This window comes from Rahnella woolbedingensis, from assembly GCF_003602095.1.
In the GTDB taxonomy this organism is placed as follows: domain Bacteria; phylum Pseudomonadota; class Gammaproteobacteria; order Enterobacterales; family Enterobacteriaceae; genus Rahnella; species Rahnella woolbedingensis.
This window is the reverse complement of sequence record NZ_RAHH01000010.1, coordinates 31,702-44,190: the sequence shown is the minus strand read 5'-3', so window position 1 is coordinate 44,190 and position 12,489 is coordinate 31,702. Positions and strand designations below refer to the sequence as shown.

The window sequence follows — 12,489 nt, the reverse complement described above, 5'->3', positions numbered from 1 at the left end:
CGGGCTGAAACCGGGAAATCTGTCGTTCTAACCGGCTATTTCGACCCGGTTTCGCCCGTTTTTCTTTGCGATGTACAGGGCATTATCGGCGGCATTCAGCCAGTGCGTCGGGGTTTCCTGCGCATCATCGCATTCGGCTATTCCTGCGCTGATGTGGATCTGTAATTCGGGATGAAGCAGAAACAGGCTATTAGCCAGGCGGCTTTGCAGCCGCTCTGTCGCCCGTTTCGCCTGTAGCTTAGTGCTGTGCGGTAAAATTGCCGCAAATTCATCACCGCCAAAACGCCCGATAATATCCGCGGTACGCATGGTTTGTTGCAGTTCCTGAGCCAGCAAAATAATGGCCTGGTCGCCAACGCTGTGACCGTAGTTGTCGTTGATGCTTTTGAAGTGGTCGATATCAATCAGCACCAGCGTGGTTTTGTGCCGGTAACGCCGGAAACTCTCGAGCTCAGTTTGCAGCAGAGATTCCCAGTGACGGCGGTTATAAAGCCCTGTCAGACCATCCCGCACGCTTATCTGCATAATCGCCTGTTTGTGTTCGGCGAGTTTTCGTGATGTCCGGTAGGTGACATTCCCGAGGAAAATCGGGTAAATCATGAGCATCGGTAAGCAGAGATAAAGCTGGAACTGTGTGGTTTCGGGCAGGAAAGGAAGTTTCGCTATCCACAGTAATGCCAGCGCAACGGTAATCTGCGCAATAACGCAGCGAAAGAACAACGTCTTGCCACCTGCGGAGATATTATTCATACCCATCATGGCGAAAATGGTCGCCGAGGGCAGGGCGTTGAATCCCATCACGGCAATCCAGATGCCGCCGAAAATCGCGTCAACCTGCAGGTTATGAATTTCACTTTTAAACGGCGTCGCCGACCGTTTTGCTTTCCAGTAGGCAAGGTGCGGCCAGATAAAACCGTTGAAAAACAGCAAAAGCCACAGCCAGCCTGGCGTTGAATGTTCAACCATCACCGAGCCGACACAAAAAGTTCCTGTGCCCAGTCCGACAATGCGGGGCAGGTAAGTCCGTTTCGCAAAACGCAGTCCGGAATGATGAGTATCGTTAACCAGAGTCGTATGAAGCTTTTTCGGCATCGGTTCTCATTAAGGGTTCGCAAACCCGGGTTGATAAAGCGGGTCGAAATCAAACTAGACGTTGTTTTGCTGCAAATAAAGACAGAAGTACTTTGTGCGTGTGCTATTCACGCTCATAATAGCTCACTATGGTTATAATGCGCACAGTTCTGGATCCGTTCTGTTACATTTTCGGGTTGTATTAACGTCGCGAATGGCCGTTAATAATGACAAGTTGTCACTGCTGTATTCCAGCACTCAGTGTAAAGAAGGTATGTATGGAAGGTCTAAGTATTACTAAATTGTTGGTGGTCGGCGTGCTGATCGTCCTGTTGTTCGGTACCAGCAAACTGCGCTCTCTGGGCGGTGACCTGGGTGCAGCACTGCGTGGCTTCAAGAAAGCCATGAATGATGATCCGGCTCCGGCATCTGCTGAAAAAACAGCAGAAGAAAAAGCGGCAGAGCGCGTAGAGCACAAAGACTGAGTCTGACTCAATCTCGTTTTCCGGGCATGAAAAAAGGTTGTTCTTGCGAACAACCTTTTTTGTTTTCTGCGATAAGAAGTAACAAAATGTTAAAACACAGCGTCTGAACGCTACGCCTGACTTTATTTAACCTCTAAGCCTTTGGCTTGCAGATCGGCGTGATAAGAAGAACGCACGAACGGACCGCAGGCCGCATGAGTGAAGCCCATTTCCATCGCGGCTTCTTTCATCTGATCGAACTCTTCCGGGCTCACATAACGCTGAACCGGCAGATGGTGACGGCTTGGCTGCAGGTACTGGCCGAGCGTCAGCATGGTGACACCGTGGCGACGCAGGTCGCGCATCACTTCGATGATTTCTTCGTTCGTTTCACCAAGACCGACCATCAGACCTGACTTGGTTGGGATTTCAGGGTGCGCTTCTTTAAAGCGTTGCAGCAAGGTCAGCGACCATTCGTAGTTCGCACCAGGGCGAACCTGGCGGTAAACGCGCGGCACGTTTTCCAGATTGTGGTTAAACACATCCGGCGGGCTGGCGTTGAGAATATCCAGTGCGCGATCCATACGGCCACGGAAGTCCGGTACCAGTGTTTCAATTTTGATGGTCGGGTTTTTCGCACGGATAGCTGTAATACAGTCAGCAAAGTGCTGGGCACCGCCATCGCGCAGATCATCACGGTCAACGGAAGTGATCACCACATAACGCAGGCCCATATCGGAGATGGTTTGCGCCAGTTTTTCCGGCTCGTTGGTGTCTGGTGCGGTCGGACGCCCATGTGCCACATCGCAGAACGGGCAACGACGGGTACAAATAGCGCCGAGGATCATGAAGGTCGCGGTGCCATGGTTAAAGCATTCGGAAAGGTTAGGGCAAGCCGCTTCTTCACAGACAGAATGCAGGCCGTTCTTACGCAGCGCTGATTTAATGCCCTGAATTTTCGTTGAGTCGGCAGGTAATTTGATTTTCATCCATGCCGGCTTACGTAACATTTCCTGCCGGTCACTGACCACGGTTTTCACCGGGATTAACGCCATCTTGTCTGCATCGCGGTATTTTACGCCGCGTTCCATCTGAATCGGTTTACTCATAATCTTGCAGCTTCCAGGTTTGTCACTCGTTATCCGAGTTTTTTCAGGACATTCAATGAACTGGCTGATTCATCAAAAAAAGTAGAAATAATGCGGAAATTATATCATTGAAGCATCCCTTCGTTCAGCCCTTCGTCATGGCCGGAAGTGCTAAATGCTGCAATTTTTTAACCTGAAATCCATGCAATAGCGAAAATCCCGTCACCAATTTCTATTCATCATATTGAAAATTAGAATGATTTTTATCATGCACTGTGTATTAATTTTTGGTGTTAACAACGTGTAAATATTTTTTATAAATGGAAAATTTATAGCGCAGAAGCGGTTTCCTGTCGGGAGAAGGCTTCACCGATCACATGAATAATCTTGCTGAGCGTTTTGTCGTTTTTCGCTGACTTGTTATACATCATCATGATGTCGTAAGGCTGCACCGGTAAATCACATTGCAATTTTTGAACCGGGAAGGCGGGCATGAAAATATCAACCATTCTCTCCGGCAGGACAGCCAGTAAATCAGTACCGGAGACCATCGAAAGCACATTAATCGCGTTGAAACTGGCAAAGGCGACAAATCGGTCAGGCAAGGCTTCGCCTATCTCAAACTGCATTCGTTTTAAATCCCCCACAGTTGTCATGACGCTGGCGTATTGCTGGCTGGCAGCCTGTTCTGCGCTTAGCGTTTTGTCGATCTCCGGATGATTTTGCCGGCAAACAAGCACTGTTTTATCCGACATCAGCCGGATGCTTTGTATTGACCGGTTAAATTGCGAGCTGATATCAATAACCAAATCTGCACGGTGCTGGATCAGCGTATCTTCCGCGTCGGTAAGGGGCACGTGTTGCAGAATGTAGTGACTGTTAATTTTCTCGAGTTCACGGAGGATCAGCGGAAAGGTAATTTGCGCGATAAACGGATAGCAGCTGATAGTCAGAACGCGGGATTTATCATTATCGCTGGTGAAATCCAGGCCGGTAAGAATAGAGCTGAATCCCTGACTGATGTGTTTATGCAGATTGGTGGCATATGCTGTAGGGCTGATCCCCTGTCCGTCGCGGATAAATAACGGATCGGGAAAAATATTACGTAATTTTTTAATCGACTGACTGACAGAAGAAGGGGTCAGATTGAGTGCGTTTGCGGCGTGTACAATGCCTTTATTGATATAAACCGCTTCAAATATGGTCAGCAAATTAAGATCAAGGCTGCGAAGTTTATGCAAACTGGCACTGCTATCTTTATTATCCATATAACATTCCTGACAGTGTAAAAGACTGTCCCGGCAAGTGAGGGGCCGGGGAGTGCGCTTATCCGTAAGCGATGAGATGCTGAAAAAGTAACGGGATGATATTAAATCAAAATGAACCGTAACTCTTGTTATAAGTTATGCAGTATTAGGGCACTGGAAGGAAAATCACAGCACCTGGGATGCGTAGTGTTCAACCTGCCAGGGAAGATAATCCACCTGCTGGTAATCGAGACAATGGTTAAAAGATTTCACCAGAACAGGCATGACCTGATCAACCGTTAATCCTGGTTTTTCGAGACTGGCCTGAGTCATTTCGAGACCGGCATATCCGCAGGGATTAATACGATGGAAAGGCTCCAGATCCATATCAATATTCAGGGCCAGACCATGTAATGAGCAGCCTTTGCGGATGCGCAATCCGAGTGAGCAAATCTTTTTGCCATCGACGTAGACACCCGGCGCATCGGCACGGGGATAGGCATCAATAGAAAAATGCGCCAGCGTGTCCACCACCGTTTGTTCGATAGCGGTGACCAGCTGACGGACGCCGAGTTTTTTCCGCTTGAGATCGACCATCACGTACATCACCTGCTGACCGGGACCGTGATACGTCACCTGTCCGCCGCGATCGCTTTGAATAACCGGAATATCACCGGGCATTAAAACGTGCTCAGCTTTGCCAGCCTGGCCTTGCGTAAAAACGCGCGGGTGCTGAACCAGCCAGATCTCATCAAGTGAGTCAGCGTTACGGTGCTCAGTGAAATGGTGCATAGCCAGTGAAACAGGTTCATAAGGCTGAAGGCCAAGCTGGCGCAGTACGATACGTTCTTGCGGATTATATGGTTGCACGGCAGTTATCGTCAGTCAGGGAAGGGGAAAACGCGCGAAGATTGGCTTTCGCGCATCTCGGTCAGAAAGGGCTTACAGCACCATGCGGACAATTTCGATATTACCCAGCTCATCGTACAGGGTTTCGACCTGATCGATGTGAGTGGCCGTGATCGTAATAGAAACGGAGTGGTAATTCCCTTTACTGCTCGGTTTTACCTGAGGATTGTAGTCACCAGGCGCATGGCGTTGCACGACTTCCACAACCTGGTCCACCAGCTCGGGTTGTGCCAGGCCCATTACTTTGTAAGTAAAGGGACAAGGGAATTCGAGCAGTTCGTTCAGTTTGGTTTTCATGTGCACTCCAGCGTGTTGTACAACGTATTAAGTTTTGTCTCTAAAAGTATAACTCCCGCCGTAGCGGGAGCCATAATCTATACCGGTTATATGGGGATTGTTGCAAACTTTTTCAAGCAGCAACTTAACCGAACCAGTGGTGGAACATCAGTTTGATGTAATCCACGATGCGACCGAAGAAGCCGCCTTCTTTCACTTCATTCATGACCACCAGAGGGCGTTCATCAATCGTTTTGCCATCAAGCTGGAAATTGATTGAGCCAACCACCTGGTTTTTCTGCAACGGCGCATGCAATTCAGGGGTGTTCAGCACATAGCTGGCTTTCAGGTCCTTCATGCGGCCACGCGGAATAGTCAGGTAAGCATCTTTCTCGACGCCCAGCGCAACACGGTCGGTATCGCCAAACCAGACTGGTTCAGAGGCAAACTCTTTACCGGCTTTCAGCGGAGAAACGGTTTCGAAGAAGCGGAAGCCCCAGGTCAGCAGTTTTTTACTCTCAACTTCACGGCCTTTATAGGTATGACCGCCCATGACGGCAGAGATCAGACGCATCTGGCCTTCGGTTGCGGAAGCCACCAGGTTGTAACCTGCAGAGTCAGTATGACCGGTTTTAATGCCATCCACGTTCAGGCTGTTATCCCACAGCAAACCGTTACGGTTCATCTGGCGGATATTATTGAAGGTGAATTCTTTCTCTTTGTAGGTGGCGTACTCTTCCGGCACATCACGGATCAGCGCCTGACCAATCAGCGCCATGTCGCGGGCGGAGCTGTACTGACCGGCTGCATCCAGACCATGTACGGTACCGAAGTGGGTATTTTTCAGACCCAGTGCGTTCACGTAGTTGTTCATGATAGCGACGAAAGCGTCCTGGCTGCCGGCAACGTGGTCGGCCATCGCCACACAGGCGTCGTTACCTGATTGCAGGATGATCCCGCGGTTCAGCTCAGAAACCGGCACACGATCGCCTGGTTTGAGGAACATCAGGGAAGAGCCTTTGAACACCGGATTGCCGGTCGCCCAGGCGTCCTGACCTACGGTCACGATATCCGTCGGGGAGATTTTGCCGGCTTTGATGGACTGACCAATAACATAACTGGTCATCATTTTTGTCAGGCTGGCAGGGTCGCGGCGAGCGTCGGCATTCATTTCTGCCAGAACTTTACCGGAGTTGTAGTCGATCAGGACATAGGCTTCAGCATCAATTTGCGGAACGCCAGGGATCATTGTTTTTAAATTAACATCGTCGGCATAGGCGGACGCTGCACTCAAAGTGATTACGGTGCCAAATGCGAGGCTTTTGACTAAACGTGAAGTATTTACAAGTTTCATGATCGGGACAACAACATCCGTGGGAGTAAGTGATAAACGTGCGCCACTATAGCAGAAGAGTCATAAGTCAGACATCTTCGATTACCGGCGCTTACTGATTTTTACTTATAAGAGCGGGTATTTATAACAAAGGGCATTGATAAGAACGGGGCCACAGCCCCGTCTTTAAAATTACATACTGGCAGTAATAAAGGACTGCTGCTGGGCTTCGCTGGACAGTCGCTGTTTCAGCTGTTCAGCCTGCTGGCGGGTGCTGAAAGGGCCAAGCTGCACGCGGTAGGTGCTGCCATTCGCCTGCACTTTACCCGGTACAGAGAAACGCTGGCTGAGGCTTTTTTGCCACAACTGCGCGTTCTGAGGATTGCTCAGTGCGCCAACTTGTACCATATAGCCTGAAGTTGGGATTGCCGAAGTATGCGCAGGTGCTGCAGAGGCCGCCGCAGCGGCTATCGGTGCGGCGCTGGCGACAGCAACCGGAGCTGCTGCTACAGGTTCGCTGCCTTCTAACACGCCCTGACGCAGAGGTGTTGGCGCGCTCAGAAACCCGCCGCCGCTGTTACCCGACTGAGTGGTCGCCGTTGGCGCTGAGGCCACCGCACCGCCGTTATCTTCGTCATTGGTTAATGGCGCAGCATTCGGATTGCTCAGGGTACTGTTGCTGATCGGGCGCACATCGGAAGTATCGACTGGCTGAGCGCTGAGCGTAGGCGTGCCCATGCTGCTGGCACCTAAACTTGGGCGCGAGGGCAGAGCGTAAGATTGTTTCGCGACCGTCGTACCAATTGTACCCGGGCCAGACAGCGTGCCGTCCTGTGCCACGTTGATGAAATCGATGCGAACTTTAGTACTGTTGGTCAGATTCAGGCGATCTGCTGCGGCCTGTGACAGGTCAATGATTTTGCCCGGCACGTAAGGGCCACGGTCGTTAACACGCACCACCAGCATACGGCCCGTCGCCATGTTAGTGACACGAACATAACTAGGAATAGGCAGCGTCGGATGAGCGGCAGTCATGGCAGTCGGGTCGAATTCTTCACCGATAGCGGTCATATTGCCGCCATTTTCCTGGCCATACCAGGCGGCCTGACCGACCTGAGAGAAATTGGATGGGTCTTTGATTATCTTATAGGTCTTACCGTTAACGGTATAATCCTGCATCGTGCCCTGATTATAAGGTTCGTAACGCGGATCAGCCCCGCCGATTTCCACCACTGGGCCGTTGTAGGCTTGTTGCGGTGCCGGTTGTTGTTGCTGGGTATCGTCAGTGGCACAGCCACTTAACAGCAAACCGATAATGACAGCTCCAAGCCACTCCTTACGCATTGCTCACCTCTATAAATTTTTTGACAACATTTTTCGATGAGTATGTATCGACATGACGATACCAAACCCTGCCATTAGCACGATGAGTGCTGACCCGCCATAGCTGACCAGAGGCAAAGGTACCCCAACTACCGGGACAATGCCACTGACCATGCCGATGTTAACAAAGACATAAACGAACAGGATCAGCATTAGTCCGCCGGACATCACGCGCCCGAAAGTGGTTTGCGCATTGGCCGCAATCACCAGTCCGCGCATGATGAGGCACAGATAAAGCCCCAGCAGTACCAGTACACCTATCAGGCCAAGTTCTTCAGCCAGTACGGCAAAGATAAAGTCGGTGTGTCGTTCCGGCAGGAATTCCAGCTGCGATTGCGTACCGTGCAGCCAGCCTTTGCCGGACAGACCGCCCGAGCCGATGGCAATTTTTGACTGAATAATATGATAGCCCGCACCCAGCGGATCGCTTTCCGGATCGAGTAACATCATGACGCGGTCACGCTGATAATCGTGCATCAGGAAGAACCATAAAATCGGGATAAACGCGGCAACCAGAATCGCGGCAACGGCGATCAGTTTCCAGCTCATGCCGGACAGGAACAGAACAAACAGACCAGAGGCGGCAATCAGAATCGAGGTGCCCAGATCGGGTTGCGCGGCCACCAGCAGGGTAGGGATGAAGATCAGCGCCAGGGCGATAGCGGTATTTTTCAGCGACGGCGGACAAACGTCGCGGTTGATAAACCGCGCGACCATCAGAGGTACGGCGATTTTCGCCAGCTCCGATGGCTGGAATTTGATGATCCCCAGATCCAGCCAGCGTTGCGCACCTTTACTGATACTGCCGAAGGCATCCACCAGCACCAACAGGAATACGCAAAAAATATAGAGATAGGGTGCCCAGCTTTCATAAACGCGTGGCGGGATTTGCGCCATCACCAGCATAATCACCAGTCCCATCAGGATCTGGCCGATTTTGCGCTCCATCATGCCCATGTCCTGACCGCTGGCGCTCCACATGACAAACGCACTGTACGTCAGCAGCGCAAGTATGATCAGCAACATTGTCAGGTCGATATGCATTTTCGACCACAATGATCTTTTCTGTTGGTTCTCAGTCATTGACGGTTAATCACCTTCGGTTCCCGGCGGCGCTGGCGCGTCAGCCGGTAATTGTGTCGTGTTGTCGCCCAATAAAATATGGTCGAGTATCTGGCGGGAAATTGTGCCCACCGCCGGACCTGCGCCACCGTTTTCCAGCACCACGGCCACGGCCACGGTCGGTTTGTCATACGGAGCAAAAGAGGTCATCAGCTTATGGTCACGCAGATGCTCAGCGATTTTATGCGCATTATAGATTTCATTGGCTTTCAAACCGTAAACTTGTGCTGTCCCGGATTTAGCCGCCGCTTTGTAAGGCGCATCAGCAAAATATTTACGTGCAGTCCCGTTCGGGCGGTTAGCCACGCCGTACATTCCGTCTTTGGCGATTTCCCAATAGCCGGAATGGATGTCACCAATTTGCGTGGTTTCCTGTTGTTTGTACGGCACCTGCTGGCCGTCAACTTTGGTACTCAGCAGCAAATGCGGCGTTTTGACATCGCCGTCATTGATAAGCGTGGTCATGGCTTTCATGATTTGTATTGGCGTAGCGGTCCAGTAACCCTGACCGATACCCACCGGAATGGTGTCGCCCTGATACCAGGGTTTTTTGAAGCGTTTAAACTTCCAGTCGCGGTTAGGCATATTACCGCTGCGTTCTTCCGATAAATCGATGCCGCTGTAATGCCCGTAACCAAATTTGCCCATCCACTCGGAAAGACGGTCAATGCCCATATCATAGGCCACCTGATAGAAGAAAGTATCAGCCGATTCCTCAAGTGCTTTGGTCACATTCAGACGACCATGCCCCCAGTGTTTCCAGTCACGATAACGCTTGTCTGACCCCGGCAACTGCCACCAGCCCGGATCGAACAGTGAAGTGTTTTTAGTGATCACGCCAGAGGTCAGTGCAGAAACCGAAATGTACGGTTTCACGGTCGAGGCTGGCGGGTAAACCCCCTGCGTTGCACGGTTGATCAGCGGCTTGTTCGGATCGTTTAACAGACCGCTGTAATCTTTGCTGGAGATACCATCAACAAACAGGTTCGGGTCATAGCTCGGGTTGGAAACGAGCGCCCGAATCGCTCCATCGCGGGGATCGGTGACAACGACTGCCGCACGGCTGCCGGTCAGCAGCACTTCGATATACTGTTGCAGAGGCAGATCGATGGTCAGATAAATGTCTTTTCCGGCCTGCGGGGGTTCTTCATGCAACTGGCGGATAACGCGGCCACGGTTATTGACTTCAACTTCTTCATAACCGGTTTTACCATGCAGGGTATCTTCGTAATAACGTTCAATACCGAGCTTACCGATATCGTGTGTCGCTGCGTAGTTAGCCAGAATGCCGTCTTTATCCAGACGTTCGACATCGCGGTCGTTAATTTTCGATACATAGCCGATCACGTGCGTCAGGGCGGAGCCGTAAGGATAATAGCGACGCTGATAGCCTTTGACTTCAACGCCGGGGAAATGAAACTGGTTCACGGAAAAACGCGCAACCTGGACTTCGGTCAGGGCCGTTTTAACCGCAATAGAAGTAAAACGACGCGAGCGCTGACGTTCTTTTTTGAAGTTGTCGATATCATCATCTGTGAGATCAACAATCGGTCTGAGGCCATCGAGCGTGGCCTGCAAATCGTCGACCTTTTCCGGCACCAGTTCCAACTGATAAATAGTCCGGTTCAGCGCCAGCGGGGTGCCATTGCGGTCATAGATAATCCCGCGGCTAGGTGCTATCGGCACCAGCTTGATGCGGTTATCATTGGAACGGGTTTGGTAATCCTGAAACCGGACAATTTGCAGATTATAGAGATTGAAGGCCAGGACACCGCTAAGTAGCAGAATGCCGATGAACGCCACCAGTGCACGGCGCACAAAGAGGGCTGATTCAGCCGTATAGTCGCGAAAAGGGTTACGATCTATTTTCATCCCACTACTTAATTCATGTTGCTGACATTCACCACCCGTTATTCGCGGTGGTATGGATGATTAGTGGTAATACTCCAGGCACGGTAAAGACTTTCCGCGACCAGAACCCGAACCAGCGGGTGAGGAAGTGTCAACGGAGAGAGCGACCAGCTCTGTTCTGCCGCAGCCTTGCAGGCTGGAGCTAACCCTTCCGGACCGCCGATCAGCAGGCTGACATTTCGTCCGTCCTGTTTCCAGCGTTCCAGTTGTTGCGCCAGTTGCGGGGTTTCCCACGGTGTCCCTGGAATATCCAGCGTCACAATGCGATTCCCTTTACCGACAGCGGCCAGCATCAGCTCGCCTTCTTTCTCAAGAATGCGTTTGATATCTGCGTTCTTCCCGCGCTTCCCTGCCGGAACTTCTGTCAGTTCAAACGGCATGTCTTTTGGAAAGCGGTGCAGATAGTCATTGAAACCGGTTTGTACCCAGTCAGGCATTTTAGTGCCGACGGCGACAAGTTGCAGCTTCACGCATCAGCCCCAGAGTTTCTCAAGCTCATACAACTGGCGGCTTTCTTCCTGCATAACGTGAACGATCACTTCGCCCAGATCGACAACAACCCAGTCAGCTTCGTTAATGCCTTTCACGCCCATCGCATCAAGGCCGACGGCTTTAATTTCTTCAACCAGATGTCCGGCGATGGACATCACATGACGGCTGGATGTACCGGTACAAATAATCATGCAGTCAGTGATGCTTGATTTACCTTTAACATCAATGGCAATGATGTCTTGTGCTTTCAGGTCGTCGACTTTATCGACAACAAAATCTTGGAGCGCTTTACCTTGCAAAGGTTCCCCCTGGGGATGTTTGAAACAATTGACACCACAAGACGTTCGCCGGTGTGGCACCGAAGCGACAGTCAGTCTCATGATGGATAAACATAGCGGTTATCAGGAAAACAGCTTAAAACGTTTAACAATCAATACATTGTATTGGTCAGTGACGCAGCGTTATCGAGAGCCGAAATTAAGCGGCGCAGTATAGCACGCGTTCGCTACTGGCGGTACAAGCCCTGCGATTCTATATAGTGCTCAACGGCAGCTGGCAGTAAATCTGAGCAATCAAGCCCCGCATGGCGCCGTTCACGGATTTCCGTCGCTGAAATATCCAGCAGTGGCGTATTGGCCTGATAAATAAATCCGCAAGGCTTCTGTTTGAGCTTTTCCGCCCCGGTCACCCGATGGGCGTCATACCAATTCTGCAATTCTGGCGTATCAAGTTGCTCTTTGTAGCCCGGTCGCGCCATCACCACCAGATGACAAAAATCCAGCAATGATTCCCAGCGGTGCCATTTATGCAGCGTCAGTAATGAATCCTGACCAATGATAAACGCCAGCGGGCAATCATCGCCATGTTCTTTACGTAACGTTGCAAGTGTCTCAATGGTGTAGGAGGGCGTATCGACTGTCAGTTCCCGCGGATCAACAGAAAACAGCGGGTCTGCGGCGACCGCAAGTTCCACCATTTCCAGCCGCTGTTGTGCGCTGGCTTCGGGCTGCGGACGATGCGGCGGGACATTATTAGGCAGCAGGATCACCTGATCAAACCCGGCGATTTTCGCCAGACCGGCCACCGGTTTCAGATGACCATAATGGATCGGGTCAAACGTTCCGCCAAAAAAAGCCAGCAGCTGTACAGAGCCGGAAGATGAAGTAAGAGAGGTGTTACGCGGCATACTGATA

General features: G+C 51.1%; 13 protein-coding genes. 1 reads left to right on the top strand and 12 read right to left on the bottom strand.

The genetic code is table 11. The features are described from left to right. Nucleotides 1–27 precede the first annotated feature (27 nt). Complete coding sequence (locus D6C13_RS10070) at nucleotides 28–1,092, bottom strand: diguanylate cyclase (protein ID WP_120132624.1); 1,065 nt, start codon at nucleotides 1,090–1,092, stop codon at nucleotides 28–30. A 257-nt stretch (nucleotides 1,093–1,349) separates the two neighbouring features. Between D6C13_RS10070 and tatA the strand changes: the two genes are divergently transcribed. After that, nucleotides 1,350–1,556: a Sec-independent protein translocase subunit TatA gene (gene tatA, locus D6C13_RS10065; protein ID WP_120132623.1), complete on the top strand. Its 207-nt coding sequence runs from the start codon at nucleotides 1,350–1,352 to the stop codon at nucleotides 1,554–1,556. Between the two features lie 122 nt (nucleotides 1,557–1,678). On the opposite strand, the gene lipA is transcribed toward tatA, so the two are convergent. The 11 genes from lipA to nadD all read right to left on the bottom strand — a co-directional run bounded on the left by lipA (nucleotide 1,679) and on the right by nadD (nucleotide 12,482). After that, entirely contained in the window at nucleotides 1,679–2,644 is a 966-nt protein-coding gene (gene lipA, locus D6C13_RS10060) for a lipoyl synthase (RefSeq protein ID WP_095921145.1), read from the bottom strand. A 308-nt stretch (nucleotides 2,645–2,952) separates the two neighbouring features. Beyond that, the gene (locus D6C13_RS10055; protein WP_120132622.1) at nucleotides 2,953–3,891 is read right to left on the bottom strand and encodes a YbeF family transcriptional regulator; all 939 of its coding nucleotides are present in this window, start codon (nucleotides 3,889–3,891) and stop codon (nucleotides 2,953–2,955) included. A 165-nt stretch (nucleotides 3,892–4,056) separates the two neighbouring features. Beyond that, a complete protein-coding gene (gene lipB, locus D6C13_RS10050; protein WP_120132621.1) occupies nucleotides 4,057–4,740 on the bottom strand; it encodes a lipoyl(octanoyl) transferase LipB in 684 nt (227 codons plus the stop codon). A gap of 72 nt (nucleotides 4,741–4,812) precedes the next feature. After that, complete coding sequence (gene ybeD, locus D6C13_RS10045; RefSeq protein ID WP_013576500.1) at nucleotides 4,813–5,076, bottom strand: DUF493 family protein YbeD; 264 nt, start codon at nucleotides 5,074–5,076, stop codon at nucleotides 4,813–4,815. A gap of 124 nt (nucleotides 5,077–5,200) precedes the next feature. Next, the gene (gene dacA / locus D6C13_RS10040; protein ID WP_112287628.1) at nucleotides 5,201–6,409 is read right to left on the bottom strand and encodes a D-alanyl-D-alanine carboxypeptidase DacA; all 1,209 of its coding nucleotides are present in this window, start codon (nucleotides 6,407–6,409) and stop codon (nucleotides 5,201–5,203) included. A gap of 171 nt (nucleotides 6,410–6,580) precedes the next feature. Beyond that, nucleotides 6,581–7,732 (bottom strand): endolytic peptidoglycan transglycosylase RlpA, encoded by a 1,152-nt coding sequence (gene rlpA / locus D6C13_RS10035; protein WP_120132620.1) that lies wholly within the window; start codon nucleotides 7,730–7,732, stop codon nucleotides 6,581–6,583. Between the two features lie 9 nt (nucleotides 7,733–7,741). Then, a complete protein-coding gene (gene mrdB / locus D6C13_RS10030; RefSeq protein ID WP_112287630.1) occupies nucleotides 7,742–8,854 on the bottom strand; it encodes a peptidoglycan glycosyltransferase MrdB in 1,113 nt (370 codons plus the stop codon). Nucleotides 8,855–8,860: 6 nt separating this feature from the next. After that, a complete protein-coding gene (mrdA, locus tag D6C13_RS10025; protein WP_120132619.1) occupies nucleotides 8,861–10,765 on the bottom strand; it encodes a peptidoglycan DD-transpeptidase MrdA in 1,905 nt (634 codons plus the stop codon). A gap of 38 nt (nucleotides 10,766–10,803) precedes the next feature. After that, on the bottom strand, nucleotides 10,804–11,274 hold the full coding sequence (rlmH, locus tag D6C13_RS10020) for a 23S rRNA (pseudouridine(1915)-N(3))-methyltransferase RlmH (RefSeq protein ID WP_112287631.1): 471 nt from the start codon (nucleotides 11,272–11,274) through the stop codon (nucleotides 10,804–10,806). A gap of 3 nt (nucleotides 11,275–11,277) precedes the next feature. Beyond that, nucleotides 11,278–11,595 carry a ribosome silencing factor gene (gene rsfS, locus D6C13_RS10015; RefSeq protein ID WP_015698163.1) on the bottom strand — a complete coding sequence of 106 codons (318 nt, stop codon included), beginning with the start codon at nucleotides 11,593–11,595 and terminating at the stop codon, nucleotides 11,278–11,280. Between the two features lie 206 nt (nucleotides 11,596–11,801). Next, nucleotides 11,802–12,482, bottom strand: a complete 681-nt coding sequence (nadD, locus tag D6C13_RS10010) for a nicotinate-nucleotide adenylyltransferase (RefSeq protein ID WP_120132618.1) — start codon at nucleotides 12,480–12,482, stop codon at nucleotides 11,802–11,804. Nucleotides 12,483–12,489 lie beyond the last annotated feature (7 nt).